General features: G+C 73.4%; 18 protein-coding genes. 13 read left to right on the top strand and 5 right to left on the bottom strand.

Annotation, left to right across the window (positions count from 1 at the left end; genetic code table 11):
* Nucleotides 1–55 precede the first annotated feature (55 nt).
* Nucleotides 56–478: a nuclear transport factor 2 family protein gene (locus ACFV4P_RS08615; protein WP_380468717.1), complete on the bottom strand. Its 423-nt coding sequence runs from the start codon at nucleotides 476–478 to the stop codon at nucleotides 56–58.
* 218 nt (nucleotides 479–696) lie between these two features.
* Between ACFV4P_RS08615 and ACFV4P_RS08610 the strand changes: the two genes are divergently transcribed.
* The 4 genes from ACFV4P_RS08610 to ACFV4P_RS08595 all read left to right on the top strand — a co-directional run bounded on the left by ACFV4P_RS08610 (nucleotide 697) and on the right by ACFV4P_RS08595 (nucleotide 3,245).
* Nucleotides 697–1,065: a VOC family protein gene (locus tag ACFV4P_RS08610; RefSeq protein WP_380468715.1), complete on the top strand. Its 369-nt coding sequence runs from the start codon at nucleotides 697–699 to the stop codon at nucleotides 1,063–1,065.
* A 255-nt stretch (nucleotides 1,066–1,320) separates the two neighbouring features.
* Entirely contained in the window at nucleotides 1,321–1,875 is a 555-nt protein-coding gene (locus ACFV4P_RS08605; RefSeq protein WP_380468713.1) for an RNA polymerase sigma factor, read from the top strand.
* Complete coding sequence (locus ACFV4P_RS08600) at nucleotides 1,872–2,141, top strand: hypothetical protein (RefSeq protein WP_380468711.1); 270 nt, start codon at nucleotides 1,872–1,874, stop codon at nucleotides 2,139–2,141. The genes ACFV4P_RS08605 and ACFV4P_RS08600 overlap by 4 nt, the downstream gene beginning before the upstream one ends.
* A gap of 141 nt (nucleotides 2,142–2,282) precedes the next feature.
* The gene (locus ACFV4P_RS08595) at nucleotides 2,283–3,245 is read left to right on the top strand and encodes a terpene synthase family protein (RefSeq protein ID WP_380468709.1); all 963 of its coding nucleotides are present in this window, start codon (nucleotides 2,283–2,285) and stop codon (nucleotides 3,243–3,245) included.
* 9 nt (nucleotides 3,246–3,254) lie between these two features.
* Here the strand turns inward: ACFV4P_RS08595 and ACFV4P_RS08590 are convergent, their stop codons facing one another.
* Nucleotides 3,255–3,785: an NUDIX domain-containing protein gene (locus ACFV4P_RS08590; RefSeq protein ID WP_073809672.1), complete on the bottom strand. Its 531-nt coding sequence runs from the start codon at nucleotides 3,783–3,785 to the stop codon at nucleotides 3,255–3,257.
* A gap of 138 nt (nucleotides 3,786–3,923) precedes the next feature.
* On the opposite strand from ACFV4P_RS08590, the gene ACFV4P_RS08585 reads away from it, so the two are divergent.
* Complete coding sequence (locus ACFV4P_RS08585) at nucleotides 3,924–4,190, top strand: GlsB/YeaQ/YmgE family stress response membrane protein (RefSeq protein ID WP_073809137.1); 267 nt, start codon at nucleotides 3,924–3,926, stop codon at nucleotides 4,188–4,190.
* A 107-nt stretch (nucleotides 4,191–4,297) separates the two neighbouring features.
* Here ACFV4P_RS08585 and ACFV4P_RS08580 read toward each other — a convergent pair whose 3' ends face one another.
* On the bottom strand, nucleotides 4,298–5,197 hold the full coding sequence (locus ACFV4P_RS08580; RefSeq protein WP_380468707.1) for an ADP-ribosylglycohydrolase family protein: 900 nt from the start codon (nucleotides 5,195–5,197) through the stop codon (nucleotides 4,298–4,300).
* Between the two features lie 533 nt (nucleotides 5,198–5,730).
* On the opposite strand from ACFV4P_RS08580, the gene ACFV4P_RS08575 reads away from it, so the two are divergent.
* Nucleotides 5,731–6,981, top strand: a complete 1,251-nt coding sequence (locus ACFV4P_RS08575) for a M20 family metallopeptidase (RefSeq protein WP_380468705.1) — start codon at nucleotides 5,731–5,733, stop codon at nucleotides 6,979–6,981.
* A gap of 140 nt (nucleotides 6,982–7,121) precedes the next feature.
* Here ACFV4P_RS08575 and ACFV4P_RS08570 read toward each other — a convergent pair whose 3' ends face one another.
* Entirely contained in the window at nucleotides 7,122–8,510 is a 1,389-nt protein-coding gene (locus tag ACFV4P_RS08570; protein ID WP_380468703.1) for a M1 family metallopeptidase, read from the bottom strand.
* Nucleotides 8,511–8,535: 25 nt separating this feature from the next.
* On the bottom strand, nucleotides 8,536–9,438 hold the full coding sequence (locus tag ACFV4P_RS08565) for a M20/M25/M40 family metallo-hydrolase (protein WP_380468701.1): 903 nt from the start codon (nucleotides 9,436–9,438) through the stop codon (nucleotides 8,536–8,538).
* A gap of 161 nt (nucleotides 9,439–9,599) precedes the next feature.
* On the opposite strand from ACFV4P_RS08565, the gene ACFV4P_RS08560 reads away from it, so the two are divergent.
* From ACFV4P_RS08560 to paaE, 7 genes are read left to right on the top strand one after another with little or no spacing between them, the layout of a single operon-like run.
* Nucleotides 9,600–10,310 carry a response regulator transcription factor gene (locus ACFV4P_RS08560; RefSeq protein WP_380468699.1) on the top strand — a complete coding sequence of 237 codons (711 nt, stop codon included), beginning with the start codon at nucleotides 9,600–9,602 and terminating at the stop codon, nucleotides 10,308–10,310.
* The gene (locus ACFV4P_RS08555; protein WP_380468697.1) at nucleotides 10,300–12,084 is read left to right on the top strand and encodes a sensor histidine kinase; all 1,785 of its coding nucleotides are present in this window, start codon (nucleotides 10,300–10,302) and stop codon (nucleotides 12,082–12,084) included. Before ACFV4P_RS08560 ends, ACFV4P_RS08555 begins: the two co-directional genes overlap by 11 nt.
* 34 nt (nucleotides 12,085–12,118) lie before the next feature.
* Nucleotides 12,119–13,102: a 1,2-phenylacetyl-CoA epoxidase subunit PaaA gene (paaA, locus tag ACFV4P_RS08550; protein ID WP_380468695.1), complete on the top strand. Its 984-nt coding sequence runs from the start codon at nucleotides 12,119–12,121 to the stop codon at nucleotides 13,100–13,102.
* Nucleotides 13,099–13,392 carry a 1,2-phenylacetyl-CoA epoxidase subunit PaaB gene (gene paaB / locus ACFV4P_RS08545; RefSeq protein WP_380468694.1) on the top strand — a complete coding sequence of 98 codons (294 nt, stop codon included), beginning with the start codon at nucleotides 13,099–13,101 and terminating at the stop codon, nucleotides 13,390–13,392. The genes paaA and paaB overlap by 4 nt, the downstream gene beginning before the upstream one ends.
* 32 nt (nucleotides 13,393–13,424) lie before the next feature.
* Entirely contained in the window at nucleotides 13,425–14,306 is an 882-nt protein-coding gene (gene paaC, locus ACFV4P_RS08540; protein WP_380468692.1) for a 1,2-phenylacetyl-CoA epoxidase subunit PaaC, read from the top strand.
* Entirely contained in the window at nucleotides 14,300–14,782 is a 483-nt protein-coding gene (paaD, locus tag ACFV4P_RS08535; RefSeq protein ID WP_380468690.1) for a 1,2-phenylacetyl-CoA epoxidase subunit PaaD, read from the top strand. The genes paaC and paaD overlap by 7 nt, the downstream gene beginning before the upstream one ends.
* A complete protein-coding gene (gene paaE, locus ACFV4P_RS08530) occupies nucleotides 14,782–15,849 on the top strand; it encodes a 1,2-phenylacetyl-CoA epoxidase subunit PaaE (protein ID WP_380468688.1) in 1,068 nt (355 codons plus the stop codon). Before paaD ends, paaE begins: the two co-directional genes overlap by 1 nt.
* Nucleotides 15,850–15,875 lie beyond the last annotated feature (26 nt).

Below are 15,875 nucleotides of genomic sequence, written 5' to 3'. Positions count from 1 at the left end.
CGGGAAGGGCGGTGGACGGGCTTGCGAGGGTGGGTGGGTCGGTGGGGGCGAGGGGTCAGGGCTGGTCGTGCCAGGAGAAGGCGGCTATCCGCCAGCCGTCGGGGGTCCGGGCGAACTGGAAGGTCTTGGTGCCGACGCCCTCGTAGGGTTCGCCGTTGAGAACGCCGGCCTTGCCGAAGCGGCCGATGCGGCAGGCGACGGTGTCCATGACGTCGGTGTGCTCGCTGATCTCCCACTCGTAGAAGTCGGTCAACCGGCCGTCGGAGAGCAGGAGTTCGCGCGGGGCGATGAACTCCTCGACGGTGTAGGTGACGTAGTTGGGCGTGGTGACCACGATGATCGCCTCGGGGAGCATCAGGCGGCGCAGCCGGGCGACATCGGCCTTGCGGCCGTCGCGGTTGTCGAAGGCGTCGAAGAACTCGGCGGTGAGGCGGTCGAGTTCGGCCTTGACCTCGGGAAGCGGGAGCGGAAGCGACATGATCGGAACAGTACCGCCCACGGACGGTCGGTGGGCAGAGAAATACGGACGGGCCCGCCAGAAGTGACGGGCCCGTCCGCGACGATCAGTCCGACCCACCATCGACGCGCCATCGTGGCCGCCCTCCATGCTGGAGGCCAAAGCGGGCCGAACGGGGGCGTGGCGGAAGTGTGAAATCTCATTGCGGGGCCGAACGGGTGCGGGCGACAATCCGCGCCATGAGCTCTGTGATTCGCCACGTGACCATCGACTGTCTCGACGCCTACACCCTCGGATCGTTCTGGGCGCAGGCGCTGGGCCAGCCCCTGCACCCCGACGACTTCCCCGGAGACCCGGAGGCTCTGATCGAGGGCGCCGGACTGCTGTTCGTGACCGTCCCCGAGCCCAAGGCGGGCAAGAACCGCCTGCACTTCGACCTCCAGCCGCAGGACCGCACCCGGGACGAGGAGGTCGCCCGGCTGCTCGGCCTCGGCGCCGTCCTGGTCGACGACCGGCGGAACGAGGACGGCACCGGCTGGGCCGTGCTGGCCGACCTGGAGGGCAACGAGTTCTGCGTGGAGCGCAGCAAGGCCGAGCGCGCGGCCTGAGACCCGGCCGGCCCGGACCGGAACAATGACCGGGACGTTGACCGGCGCATTGATCGGGACATCGGCCGGAACATTGCTCCGGCCCGGGCCGAATCCTTTTCGGGGGTTCTCCTCTCTTACGAGCACATGGACCGGCGGACCGCCGCCGGACGCGACAGCTCGGAGGAAATCCCATGGTGGTGGCCATCGCCGTCGGGGCCGGCGCAGTGCTGATCTGCACCTGCGTGCTCGTGCTCAAGTCGAAGCGGGGCAGGCGTGGTTGAGACGGACTGGCCCAGCGCGGCGGTCATCGACGCCGCGCGGTGCGGCGACCCCGACTCGCTGGACGCGCTGGTGGCGGGCGCCCACCCGCGGGTGCGCCGGTTCGCCCATTCGCTGTGCGCCAGCCCCGAGGATGCGGAGGACGCCGCGCAGGAGGCGCTGATCATCCTCTACCGGCGGATCGGCATGCTGCGGGCCACCGGGGCGCTCGCGTCCTGGCTGTTCCGGATCGTCCGCCACGAGTGCCTGCGGCGGATCCGCGTGCTGCCCGCCGCGGCCGAGCTGCCGGCCGGGCCGGTGGACTCCGCCGAGCAGGAGGCGCTGCGGCGGCTGGACACCGCGCGGGTCGGCGCGGCGATCGCCGCACTGCCCGACGACCAGCGGCGGGTGCTGATCATGCGTGACCTCCAGGGTTGGAGCGGGCCGGCGGTCGCGGAGGCGCTCGGGCTGAGCACCGCCGCGATGAAGTCCCGGCTGCACCGCGCCCGGGCCGCCGTCCGAGCCTCCGTCCGGGCCGAACTCGGGCCTGTCCGGTCGGGTCCCCGATGAGCGGGCGGAACGACTTCGCCAGTTCCTCGCTGACGCGGCATCTGGTGCGCGGCGGGATCGGCTTCGGGGGGATCGCCGCCGCGTTCGCGCTGATGCCGCTGACCGGGCCGCTCTCGCTGCTGCTGGCGCCGCTCGGCCTGGTCGTGCTGCGCGGCTGCCCGATGTGCTGGGCGATCGGGCTGGCGCAGACGCTCTCCCGGGGGAAGCTGCGACGCGAGTGCCACGACGGGCAGTGCACCCTCGGGCGGGCACGACCGGGCCCATGAACGGACGATCGGGCCCATGATCGGACGATCGGGGCGGATCGGCCGGGCGGGGGAACGGCCGCCGGTTCTGCGCCGTCGGCCGGGGGCGGTCGACCAGACTTCGTCACGTCGATCGCCCCCGAACGGCGGAGGAGCCAGCCCATGACGAGTCCAGCCACCACGACCGGGCCGCTCGCCGAACTGCTCGCCCGGACGCCCGCGTTGGCGCCGCACCCGCACGGCGAGGCGCTGCGCTCCGAGATCACGCACTGGCTCGCCGGCACCGGTCTCGCCACCCCCGCCGACGGCAGCCTGGACCTCGCCGCGCGCTGCTGGGGCGACGTCCCGGCCGGGCCCGGGCTGCGGGCCGCCACCAAGTGGCTGGTGCTGACCCGGATTCTCGACGCGCACCTCGCCGACGGATGGGCCGGCGAGCAGAGCGGCGTCGCACGGCGGACGGTCGGCGCGCTCCAGGCCCTGCTGGGCGGCGGCCAGGCGTCGGGGACGCGGACCTGCGCGGACGCGGACACGGGCACGGACGGCGCGGCCGCGGGGCTGGTGCGGGCGTTCGAGTGGCTGTGGCGGGAGAGCACGACGCTGGCCGGGCCGGACTGGCAGGCCCGCTGCGCCGCGGACTTCCGTTCCCACCTGGAGAGTTCACTGGCCCGCCGGGAATCCGGCGTGACGTTGACCGTCCCGCAGTACCTGACGCACGGCGGCCGCACCGGGGCGGCCGGGTGGGTGGAACTCGCCCACGGCCTCGACCTGCCCGACCACCTGCACCGCCACCCCCAGCTCACCGACCTGCGGACCCGCTTCCAGCACCTCGTGCGCTGGATCGACGACCTCGGCTCCGGCCGACACCTGCTGCGCGCCCTGGAAGTCCACCGCGGCCTCCCGCCCCACGTCGCCGCCGCCACGGTCGCCGCCCTGTGCGCCGCCGAGCTCACCACCCTCGAATTCCTCGCCGACGGCATCGCCCGCGGCTCCCACTGGCCCACCCAAGTGCGCCGCCACGCCGAGTCGTTGGTGCGCTACGTGCATGCGCTGATCCACTGGACGGCGGGCGCGGCCGGCCACCGTCCGGCGCCGGTCGCGACGATCGGCGCGCCGAGGCCGAAGTGACCTCGGTGGTCAGGGAGTTGCGTCGAGCAGCAGGGCGAGGACGCCGACCAGGGTGGCGCTGCTGACGATCTCGCGGCGGGCGATCATCCCGCGCAGGTCGGCGAGCGGCACCCACGCGATCCGGTCGGACTCGTTCTGCTCGGTCGGCGGGCCGGTGAGCTCCACCGGGTCGGCGCGGAACACGAAGTGCTCGGAGTCGGTGATGCCCGCCGCCGGCTGCGCGTAGATCAGCGGGCGGACGCCAGACACCCGCCAGCCGGTCTCCTCCAGCGCCTCCCGGGCCGCGGCCGCCGCCGGGTCCTCACCGGCCTCGACCAGTCCCATCGGCAGCTCCCACGCCCAGGTGTCGGTGATGAAGCGGTGCCGCCACAGCATCAGCACCTCGCTGCGGTCGTTCACCACCGCCGCCACCGCGAGGTCGCGCAGCTTCACCAGATGGTGGTCGAAGCGCTTCCCGTCCGGGAGTTCGACGTCCGCGACCCACACGTTCAGCCACGGGTCCTGGTACACCGGGCGCTCCCCGTACACCTTCCACCGCACCGTGCCACCCCTCTCGTCCCAGGGACGGTACCGCAGCAGGCGCACCGACCCGGCCGGAACCGAACGGCTGAGCCATTCGTCCTTGTCGGCGAGAAGCACGACGGGATTGGCCCTCGTGGCGCAGGGCAGGAGAACGACATGGGCATCATCAGTTGGATCATCCTCGGGCTCCTCGCCGGAGCCGTCGCCAAGCTGCTGCTTCCCGGCAAGGACCCGGGCGGCATCGTCATCACCACCCTGATCGGCATCGCCGGCTCCTTCATCGGCGGCTGGCTGTCCTCGAAGATCCTGCACAAGTCGGTGAACGTGCACTTCTTCGACCTGCCGACATGGATCTCCGCGATCGCCGGAGCCCTGGTCCTGCTCATCGTCTACCGGCTGCTGTTCGGCAAGTCCCGCGACTGACGCACACCGCCAACAGGGAGCCCCGGCCGAGGAGTTCGGCCGGGGCTCGGTCTTTTGCGGAGGTCTGTTGCGGAGGTCTGTTGCGGAGTCCTGTGCGGATCGGCGGGTCAGAGGTCCGGCAGCGGCTCCTGTGCGGCGGACCAGGCGGGCGGGACGGCGTCCGTGCCGGAGCGGGCGGCGACCACGCCGGCGGCGATCGCGCAGGTGGTGTCCATGTCGCCCCAGCCGGCGACCGTCCCCCAGAGCGCCTCGACCAGGTCGTCGAGGTGCCCGGCGGCGGACCACAGCGCGAACGGGACGGTGTCCTGCGCCGAGACCAGGTGGCCCGAGCCGAGCACCACCGCCGCGTGCCGGACGCTGGTTCCCGCCGGCAGACGCGCGGCGATCCGCAGACCCGACCGCACGTCCGTGGCCGGCAGCAGCGACGCCACCTCGTGCAGGAACTCCGGCCGGGGGAGGGCCCGTTCGCCGCGCGAGCGGACGGCCGGCGCCGCCGCCAACGCGACCGCCTGCGCCCCCGCCACGGCCTCCGGGTGCGCGTGGGTGGCCCGGGCGGAACGCTCGGCCTGCTCGGCGACGACCGCGAGATCGTCCGCGAACCACGCGCCGAGGGGCGCGACCCGCATCGCCGCGCCGTTGCCGTGCGAGCCCTGACCGCCGAACAGCGCACCCGTGACGGCGACATGGTCCTCGCCCGCGTGCACCGCGCGCAGCACCTGATGCATCGACGGCCCGTACTTGCGGTGCGGCACCGCCGTGTACTCCGCCGCGAACTCCCGTGCCAGCGCCGCCGATCGGACCTCGCCGTGCGCGCGCAGGTGGCGCACCAGGACGAGCGCCATCGCGGTGTCGTCCGTCCAGTGCCACGGCCCCGGGCGCACCAGCCGGGACGCGACCTCCGCCGACGCCTCGTCCACCGGCGGGTGGAACCAGCGGTCGCCGAAGGCATCACCCAGGGCCAGCCCGCGCAGGCTGTCGAGGACGGGCGGCGGGACGGTGCGGGACATGGCGACTCCTCGGCGACTCCCCGGCGAACGGACGGACGTCGCCGATTCTGGCCAGCCGCGAGGGCGCCCGTCGAACCGATTACGGGTGTCACCCATCGGGCGGGGTTCGCTCGATCGTGGGCGATTCGTGCTGCCGATTCGCCCTCGCGGGTTCAAGGTGAGAGCGGGACGTGCGCGCAGTCCGCGTCCCGCTCGCCGCACCGGACCCCGGGCCGCGGCCCCCGTCCGGGCCGATCAGGACGGGTAGGGCGGCGAGTTCGCATGCGGAGGCCACCTCGCAGGGAGCTGAACGAATCTTCTAGGCTCGCTTCCCGGTCCCTGCCACGGTCGCCCGTTTGCACCGAGGAGGAGACCGACCGTCCCCGCGAACCCCGGGTCGAGCCGGGGTCCGCGGACCGAAGCGAGGAGGACGCAGTGCTGCCCAGCCCCACATCGCACCGGACACCACAACCGAGCCCCGAACCGCAACAGATCCCCGCCACGCCCGTTCCCGCCATACCTCCCAGTGCCTCGCGCCCCACCGGGGGTGAACGATGAGCGCCCATACCGTGGCCCCCGAGCCACACCGCGCCACACCCCAGACCGACGGCGAACCGCCCACCGCTGCACCGGCGTTGGCCACCGCCGCACTACCGGGCCTGCCCCGCACCCTGACCAGCAGGGCCCGCACCCTCGCCGCCGCCGTCCGCAGACGCTGCGAAGACCTCGCCAGGATCGAAACCCCGTCCGGCGACGCGCCCCGGCTGAACACCCTCGCCGAAGAACTCGCCGCCGGCTACACCGCCACCGGCGCCACCGCCGCCCGCGAGGCCTGCGACCACGGCGACCACCTCGTCCTCGACTGGCCCGGCCGGCACGAAGACCTCCCGCACCTGCTGGTCGTCGGCCACCACGACACCGTCTGGCCCGCCGGCACCCTCGCCGACTGGCCCGTCGAGGAACAGGACGGACGCCTCACCGGCCCCGGCGTCCTCGACATGAAGGGCGGACTCGCCCTGCTGGAAGGCGCGTTCGCCCTCCTCGCCGACCTCGGCCAACGCCCGCACCGACCCGTGCGGATGATCGTGGTCTCCGACGAGGAGATCGGCAGCCCCGACGGCCGCCGCCTGTTCGAACAACACCTGCGCGGCGCGGCCGCCGTCCTCGGGCTCGAACCCGCCCACCCCGACGGCCGCCTCAAGACCGCCCGCCGAGGCACCGCCCGAGTCCGCCTCAGCGTCACCGGACGCGAGGCGCACGCCGGCAACGACGCCGCCGACGGCATCTCCGCGATCGACGAACTCGTCGACCAACTCATCGCCGTCCGCGGCCTCACCCGGCAGCCCGGCACCGAACTCAACACCGGACGCATCGACGGCGGCACCCGCGCCAACGTCGTCGCCGGCCGCGCCCAGGCCGAGATCGGGCTGCGCTTCGCCACCACCGAAGCCCAGCTGCGCACCCTCGACACGCTCGCCCACCTGACCGCGAACCGGCCCGGCGCGAACGTCCGCACCGAGGTGCTGTCCTCGCGGCCCGCATGGCCCGAACGGCCCGCGAATCCGCTGCTGCGGCACGTCCGCTCGCTCGCGGCGGCGCTCGGCCAGCACCTCGACGGGGCGCCGGCGGGCGGGGCGGGCGACACCAACCTTGCCGGGGCGCGAGGAGTGCCGACGCTGGACGGGCTGGGCGCGGTGGGGGCGGGGCCGCACGCGCGGCAGGAGCATGTGCGGATCGATCAGCTGGGACCGCGAATTGCCTTGCTGGCGGCGCTGCTTGCGGTGCCGTTGCCGCGGCTTCGCTGAATGAGTGACCGTCTGCTGGGTCGCGACCACGTGCACGGCACGTCCTGCGTCGCGATCCGGCCGACGGGCGCCTCCCGCCTCGCGCAGTTCTCCCCCAGCCCTAGCGGGCCGGGAGGTACCCCCACGCGCCCCTGGTTGCTCTACCGGCTGGGGAACAGGTACTGGTCCGCGGGGCGGGTCGTGCTGTGGGCCCAGGCGGTGAAGAAGGGGGTGAGGTCCTGGCCGGAGACCTTCGCGGCCAGGGCCTCGAACTGGGGGAACGACGCGTTGCCGTAGGCGTGTTCGGCGGTCCAGCGGCGGAGGGTGGTGAAGAAGGCGTCGTCGCCGACGGTGCGGCGGAGGGCGTGGAGCATCAGGGCGCCCTTGAAGTACAGGGCGGGGGCGAGTTCCTTGCCCGCGCCGGGGTCGTAGAGCTTGGTGGACCAGTAGTCGGGGTTGTCCCGGTTGGCGGCGATCTCGGAGGCGTAGAAGCCGGTGTCGAGGTCGGCGCCCTTGTGCTCCTCCCACAGCTGGTTGGCGTACTGGGCGAAGCACTCGGCGAGGCAGCCGTCGCGCCAGTCGGTGAAGGAGACGCTGTCGCCGAACCACTGGTGGGCGTTCTCGTGGACGACCGCCGCGTCGAAGAAGGCACCGCTGTAGGTGGGCCGGCTCTGGGTCTCCAGGTCGACCGGGCCGGGTCCCTGGTCCCGGTGGGCGCCCACGATGATCGCGCCGGCCGAGGAGAACGGATAGGGGCCGAACTTCGAGGCCAGGAAGGTCAGGATCTCCTGCTGCTCGGCCTCCGCCGCCGGGTCGACGGTGGCGTCCGGGCTGTAGGCCGTGATGACCGGTGTGCCGTCGGGGAGTTGGGCGCGGTGGACGGTGAAGCGGTCGATGGCGACGGTGCTGAGGTAGGTCGCCAGCGGGCGGTCCTCGTTCCAGCGGAAGGTGGTGGTGCCGTTGCCGGTGGTGGTCGGGCCGGGCAGGCCGTTGCCGATGGCGGTCCAGCCGTTCGGGACGGTCGCGGTGAGGGAGAAGGTGGCCTTGTCCGACGGGTGGTCGTTGGACGGGTACCAGGAGGTCGCGGAGTGCGGTTCGCCCGCCACGTTCGCGCCGCCGTCGGCCAGGGTGTGCCAGCCCTCGGCGTCGGGCCTCCCCGCGTACCTGACGCGGACGGTGAACTCGGCGCCCCTGGCGACTCGTTGCGCCGGGACGACGTTCAGCTTGTGCGCGCCGGAACGGGAGAACGAGCGGGCCGGCGTGCCGTTGACGGTGACCGAGGCGACCGTGAAGCCCTTCAGGTCCAGGCTGAGGCGGTCGAGGGCCCGGGTGGCGCGGGCGGTGACGGTGGTGTCGCCGTCGAGGTGGTCGGTGCGGGCCGGGTCGTAGGCGATCCGGACGTCGTAATGTCCCACGTCGTAGCCGGAGTTGCCGTCGTCGGGGAAGTACGGGTCGCCGAGGCCGGTGGCCGCCGACGCGGGCAGGGCGGTCAGGGCGACGCCGAGGGCGGTCGCGATCGCGAGGGCAGTGGCGGTGCGTCGTGTGCGCATCAGGGTGTCCCGGGGTGTGAGGCGGTCAGGGGCGGGTGGTGGCGGCGAGTTGCCACACCACGTCGATCAGGGCGTTGGTGCTGGTGGTCTCGGTGGCCGGGTCGACGTTGGCGAGGTTGTCGCAGGCCTCGTGGATGCAGTCCGAAATGCCGGTGCTGAAGCCGGAGGACGGGATGCCCGCCTTGCCGAACGACTCGTTGTCGGAGCCGCCGACGCCGATGTCGAAGGTGGCGAGCCCGCGGGCCGCGAACCAGGAGGCGAAGGCCCGCCCGGCCGCTTCGTCGGCCCCCGGCCCGTCCTGCACCACGAGCCACTGCCGGGTGTTCCGGCTGCCGGTCTGGTCGAAGTTGAGGTAGAGGTCGATCGCGCTGCGGTCGGCGGCGGACAGGCCGTCGACGTAGTTCGCGGAGCCGAACAGCCCGCCCTCCTCCGCTCCCCACCAGGCGAACCGCAGGTGCCGGGCGGGCTTCAGCCGGGCCTCGGCGACCTTGAGGGCGGCGGCCAGCACCGAGGCCGAGCCGGAGCCGTTGTCGTTGATGCCCGGGCCCTGCTCGACGCTGTCCAGGTGGGCGCCGGTGAGCAGCACGTGGCGCGGGTCGCCGCCCGGCCAGTCGGCGATCAGGTTGTAGCCCGCCCGGCCGTCGGCCTCGAAGCGGCGGAGCTCGGTGCGGAACCCGGCCCGGTCCAGCGCGTGCCGGACGTACGCCACCGACTCCGTGTACCCCCGGGTGCCGTGCGCGCGGTTGCCGCCGTTGCGGTCGGCGATCTGCTGCAGGGCGCGCAGGTGCGGCATCACGTCCTGCTCCGCGACGCTCGGGGCCGCGTGGCCGGCAGGTGCGGCCATGGCGGGTGCGGCCATGGCGGGGACGGGGAGGAGGGACAGGGCCAGGGCCGCCCCGAGGGGCAGCAGGCGGAGCGAGGACTTCACACGGAGGCCTTTCGGAGCGGAACCGGGGATCGTCCCGGCGGACTCCGCCACACTGGCCGGTCGGTGTCAGGAAGTTGTCAGGAACCGGTCCGGAAGCGGTGCCCGTGGCCAGGACCGCGACCGACGGACCGTCAAGTGCAGGCCGTTCTACGATCATCGGCATGTGTGCACATGTCGTCGTCGCCGAGGACGACCCCAAGCAGGCCGACCTCGTCCGCCGGTACCTGGAACGCGAAGGACACCAGGTCGTCGTCGTCCACGACGGCCGCGCCGCGCTCCGCGAGGCCCGCCTCGGAACGGCCCAACTCCTGGTCCTGGACGTGATGATGCCCGAGCTCGACGGCCTCGACGTCTGCCGGGCCCTGCGCGCCGAGTCCGCCCTGCCGGTCCTGATGCTGACCGCCCGCACCGCCGAGGACGACCTGCTGCTCGGCCTCGACCTCGGCGCCGACGACTACCTCACCAAGCCCTACAGCCCCCGCGAACTCGTCGCCCGGGTCCGCGCGCTGCTGCGCCGCGGCTCCGCCGCCGCGATCCGCGAGGGCCCGGCGACGGGGGTACTGAGCGTCGGGCCGCTGACCGTCGACCCGCTGCGCCACGAAATCACCGCGCACGGACGGCCCGTCGACTGCACGCCCGCCGAGTTCCGGCTGCTGGAGGTGCTGGCCGGCCGGCCCGGCCGGGTCTTCACCCGGGCCCAACTGCTGGAACACCTGAACGGCATCGACCGGTACACCACCGCCCGCACCGTCGACACCCACGTGATGAACCTGCGCCGCAAGATCGAGCCGCAGCCACGCCGCCCCACCACCCTGCTGACCGTCTACGGCATCGGCTACAAGATCGCCGAGGTGCCGCGCCTTGCGCCGTGAAACCCCGCTGCGCCGCAGCCTGACCGCCCGGCTGCTCGCCCTCTCCGCGCTGGTGTCGCTCTGTTCCATCGCCGCGACGGCCTGGCTGGCCGCCCGCACCACCACCGGCGCGATCCAGCAGGAACAGACCCAGGCCGTCGCGGACCACACCCGGATCTACCGGCAGCTGCTCGGCTACGCCGCCACCCACCCCGACTGGAGCGGCGCGCAGGACACCGTGCGGCAGCTCGCGGCCGCCACCGGGCAGCGCATCGTCCTCGCCACGCCGCGCTTCGAGCAGGTCGTCGACTCGGCGGCCGGCGGGCCGCCCGCCCAGGGCCTCGCGGCGGACCGGACGCCGACGGCCATCGTCGACCCGCTCTCCGTCGACCTCGCGATGCTGCCCGACGCGCCCGCCGACCGGATCGACGCCCGGGCGGTGGGGCCGTTCCGGCTGACGGCGGAGGAGCACGAGGCGCTGCGGAACGAGCTGGAGCAGCAGGCCGGCTGCGTGCGCTCGCTGCTCGGCGTCGAGGCGACCGTCGTGGACGACCTCGCCGGGCGGCCGCAGCTGCGCACCGCCGACGGCCGGACCCTCGGCAGGCGCTGCACGACCCCCCTGGTGGTGAGCGCCCCCACCCGCACCGAGGCCGCCGCCCTGGCCGACCTCACCGACCTCGCCAACGCCTGCCTGGCGCGCCGGCAGCTCCGGCCCGTCACGCTGTCGCTCGGGCCGGACGGGGCGCCCGACGACTCCGGGCAGGACCGGGCGACGTCCGCGTGCGTCACCAACGCCCGGCGGCAGCAGCTCGTCCAGTACGTGGCGCCGCCCGTGCTGCTGTTCGTCGGCACGCCGGCCGCCGCCTCCTCCGGTGGGCCGCCCGTGCTGACCGCCGCCCACCCCGGGCGGGTCACCGAGGTGTCGGCGCTGGTGCTGGCGGTGACGGTGGCGGTCACCGTGGCGGTCGGGCTCCGGCTGTCCAAGCCGCTGCACGCGCTCACCCACGCGGCCCGGCGGATGGCCGACGGGGACCTCACGGCGCGGGTGCGGGTGACCGGGCGGAACGAGATCTCCGGGCTCGCGGCCGCGTTCAACGCGATGGCGGAGCGGCGGGGGCAGCTGGAGGAGCTGCGCAAGGCGATGGTCGGCGACATCGCGCACGAGCTGCGCACGCCGCTCAGCAACATCCGCGGGTGGCTGGAGGCCGTGGAGGACGGGGTGGCGACCGCCGACCGGGCGTTGACGGGTTCGCTGCTGGAGGAGGCGATGCTGCTGCAGCACCTGATCGACGACCTGCGGGACCTGGCGGCGGCCGACGCGGGGGAGCTCGTGCTGTACCGCGAACTCGTGGACGTGGAAGAGATGTTGGGGCAGGTCGCGAGCGCGCACGGGGCCCGGGCGGGCGAGGTGGCGCTGACCGTCGAGGCGGAGGCGCCGGAGGTGTTCGCGGATCCGGTGCGGCTGCGGCAGGCGCTGGGGAACCTGGTGTCCAACGCCGTCCGGTACACGCCGGCGGGCGGCAGCGTGGCGCTGCGGGCGCGGCGCGGGACGGACGCGGTGCTGATCGAGGTCGCGGACACGGGCAGCGGGATCGCGGCGGAGGACCTGCCGCTGGTGTTCGAGCGGTTCTGGCGGGCGGAGAGGTCGCGCAGTCGGCGCAGCGGGGGGAGCGGGCTCGGGCTCGCGATCGTGCGCAAGATCGTGGAGCTGCACGGGGGCGAGGTCCGGGTGGCCAGCACGGTGGGGGAGGGATCGGTGTTCACCGTGCGGCTGCCCGCGCCGCCGGTTTCGTGACCGTGCTTGTCACGGGGTGCGCCCTGTGTACAGAATGGAACCGACCGAACGGTCAGTCGGGAGGTGGGTGGTGGAGGCAACCGCGGAAGCACAGTCGCGGTTCGAGGCGGTGATCGCCAACGAACAGCGGGTGGAGCCCCGGGACTGGATGCCGGAGGCGTACCGGGCGACGCTGGTGCGGCAGATCGCGCAGCATGCCCACTCGGAGATCATCGGGATGCAGCCGGAGGGCAACTGGCTGACCCGGGCGCCGTCGCTGCGGCGCAAGGCGATCCTGCTGGCGAAGGCGCAGGACGAGGCCGGGCACGGGCTGTACCTGTACGCGGCGGCGGAGACGCTCGGCGTGGACCGGGCCGAGCTGACCGAGAAGCTGATCGACGGGCGGCAGAAGTACTCGTCGATCTTCAACTACCCGACGCTGACGTTCGCCGACGTCGGCGTGATCGGCTGGCTGGTGGACGGCGCGGCGATCTGCAACCAGGTGCCGCTCTGCCGGTGCAGCTACGGGCCGTACGCGCGGGCGATGGTGCGGATCTGCAAGGAGGAGTCCTTCCACCAGCGGCAGGGCTACGAGCTGCTGATGACGATGATGGCCGGCACCGAGGCGCAGCGCCGGATGGTGCAGGACGCGGTGGACCGCTGGTGGTGGCCGTCGCTGATGATGTTCGGCCCTCCGGACGGGGCGTCGCCGAACAGCGAGCGGTCGATGGCGTGGCGGATCAAGCGGCACAGCAACGACGACCTGCGGCAGCGCTTCGTCGACATGACCGTTCCGCAGGCCGAGCACCTCGGGGTGACACTGCCCGACCCGGCGCTCGCCTGGAACGAGGAACGCGGCAGCTGGGACTTCGGCGAGCCGGACTGGTCGGAGCTGATGCAGGTGATCAAGGGCCAGGGGCCGTGCAACGCGCAGCGGATCGACCGGCGGCGCGCCGCCCACGAGGACGGCGCCTGGGTGCGCGAGGCGGCGTCGGCGTACGCGGCCAAGCACGCGGCGCGGAAGGGGAGTGCGGAATGAGCGGGGAACGGGCGTCCTGGCCGCTGTACGAGGTGTTCGTGCGGCCGCGACGGGGTCTGAACCACGTGCACGTGGGATCGCTGCACGCGGCGGACGACCGGATGGCGCTGCTGGCGGCACGGGACCTGTACACCCGGCGCAACGAGGGGGTGAGCCTGTGGGTGGTCCGCTCGGACGCGATCACCGCGTCCAGCCCGGACGAGCAGGACCCGTTCTTCGCGCCGAGCGGCGACAAGGTGTACCGGCACCCCACGTTCTACCCGATCCCCGAGGGCGTTCCGCACATCTGACGCACCGTCAGTGATCAAGCAGGGAAGGCGACATGACCGACGACCACGTGTACCTCTCACTGTCCGACGCCGCGGGTGAGCCGGACGGCGAGGCCCGCTGGGCCTACGGCACGGGGTTCGCCGATCCGCTGCTGGGCGTGGACGCCGCGCCGCCGCCGGGCATCGACCCGGCGGACCTCGCGGCGTACTGCCTGATGCTGGGCGACGACGCACTGGTGCTGTCCCAGCGGCTGATCCAATGGGTCACCCGCGCACCGGAGTTGGAGGAGGAGGTCGCGCTCGCCAACCTCGGCCTCGACCTGCTCGGGCAGGCCCGCCGACTGCTCACCCGGGCCGGTCAGCTCGACGGCACCGGTCGCAACGAGGACGAACTCGCCTACTGGCGCGACGAGTTCGACTACCGCAACGTGCGGCTGGTGGAGCTGGAGAACGGCGACTTCGCCCAGTGCGTGGCCCGCCTGCTGATGTTCGCCACCGCCCGCGAGGAGCTGTACCGCCGGCTCGCCGACCACGCCGACCCGGTGCTGGCCGCCGTCGCGGCGCTCGGCGTCAAGGAGTTGGCGTACCACCGGGAGTACGCGCAGTCCTGGGTGCTGCGGCTCGGCGACGGCACGGAGCTCTCGCGGCAGCGGATGCAGGACGCGCTGGACGCGCTGTGGCCGTGGCTGGACGAGCTGTTCACCCCGCACGAGGTCGAACTGCGGCTCGGCGTCGACCCGTTGCAGCTGCGCGAACCCGTACTGGACCGTCTCGCAGGGGTGTTGGGCGAGGCCACGCTGAGCGTGCCCGAGGCCGCGCCGCGGGCGTACGTGAACGGGCGGGCCGGGCGGCACGGCGTGCACACCGAGGAGCTCGGCCCGCTGCTGGCGGAGCTCCAGGTGGTCGCCAGGGCGCACCCGGGGGCGACATGGTGACCACCGTCGAACGGGCCAGGGAGGTCGCCGCCGCCGTGCCCGACCCCGAACTGCCCATGCTCACCCTGGCCGACCTGGGCATCCTCGCCGACGTCGAGGAGCACGACGGGACGGTCACCGCCTGGATCACCCCCACCTACTCCGGCTGCCCGGCGGTCGCCGAGATGGCCGGCGACGTCGCCCGGCGGCTGCGCGCGGCCGGATTCGAGCACGTCGAGGTGCGGCTGCGGATCGACCCGCCGTGGTCGAGCGACCGGATCAGCGCCGAGGGCCGCCGCAAGCTCGCCGAGTCCGGCATCGCCCCGCCGGTTCCCGGCGGGCTGTTGACACTCGGCCCGACCCGGCTGGCCGTGCACTGCCCGCAGTGCGGATCCAGCGACACCGAGGAGCTGTCCCGGTTCGGCTCCACCGCCTGCAAGTCGCTGTGGCGGTGCCGCAGTTGCCGCGAACCCTTCGACCGGATCAAGGAGATCTGATGGCCGCCCGCCGCCCGCAGTTCCACCCGCTGCCGATCGGCAACCTGGAACGGCTCTGCGAGGACGCCGTCGCGGTGACCTTCGAGGTCCCGCCCGCGCTGGCCGAGGAGTTCACGTTCAAGCCCGGGCAGACGCTGACGCTGCGCCGGATCGTCGACGGGGTGGACGAGCGCCGCTCGTACTCGCTGTGCTCGCCGGTCGGCGGGCCGCTGCGGATCGCCGTCCGCGAGGTGCCCGGCGGGCTGTTCTCGCACTGGCTGGTCGACCAGGCCGCGGTCGGCGAGACGGTCGAAGTCCTGCCCCCCAGCGGGATGTTCACCGCCGACCCGGCCGAGCCCGGCGAGCACGTGCTGATCGCGGCGGGCTCCGGGATCACCCCGATGCTGTCCATCGCCGCCTCCGTGCTGGCCGGCCACCCCGACGCGCGGGTCACCCTGCTGTACGGCAACCGGCGCAGCGACACCGTGATGTTCGCCGACGAGCTGGCCGACCTGAAGGACGTCCACCTGGGCCGCTTCCAACTGGTCCACGTGCTGTCCCGGGAGAGCCGGGACGCCGAACTGCTCAGCGGCCGCCTCGACCCCGACCGGGTCAAGGCGCTGCTGGAGGCCCTGGTGGACGTCCCCGCGGTCGACCACTGGTGGCTGTGCGGGCCGCTGGGCATGGTGGCCGGCACGAAGGACCTGCTCGCCGAACTCGGCGTCCCCGCCGGGCGGGTGCACCAGGAGCTGTTCCACGCCGAGGACGAACAGGCCGAGGAACGGCACCTGGAACCCGTCCCCGACGCCGCGGCCAGCGAGGTCACGCTGGTGCTCGACGGGCGCTCCAGCACGCTCGCCCTGCCGCGCGACCGTTCCATCCTGGACGGCGCCCAACGCGCCCGCCCCGACCTGCCGTTCGCGTGCAAGGGCGGCGTCTGCGGCACCTGCCGGGCGCTGCTGTGCGAGGGCAAGGTCGAGATGCGCCGCAACTTCGCGCTGGAGGAGTCCGAACTCGCCGCCGGCTACGTGCTGACCTGCCAGGCCCGGCCGGTCTCCGACCAGGTCACCGTGGACTACGACCGCTGACCCGCGCTACACCAGGGCCGGTGCGG

This window comes from Kitasatospora sp. NPDC059795, assembly GCF_042732175.1.
Lineage (GTDB): Bacteria > Actinomycetota > Actinomycetes > Streptomycetales > Streptomycetaceae > Kitasatospora.
The sequence above is the reverse complement of the archived record's forward strand: the minus strand, read 5'-3'. Positions and strand labels throughout refer to the sequence as shown.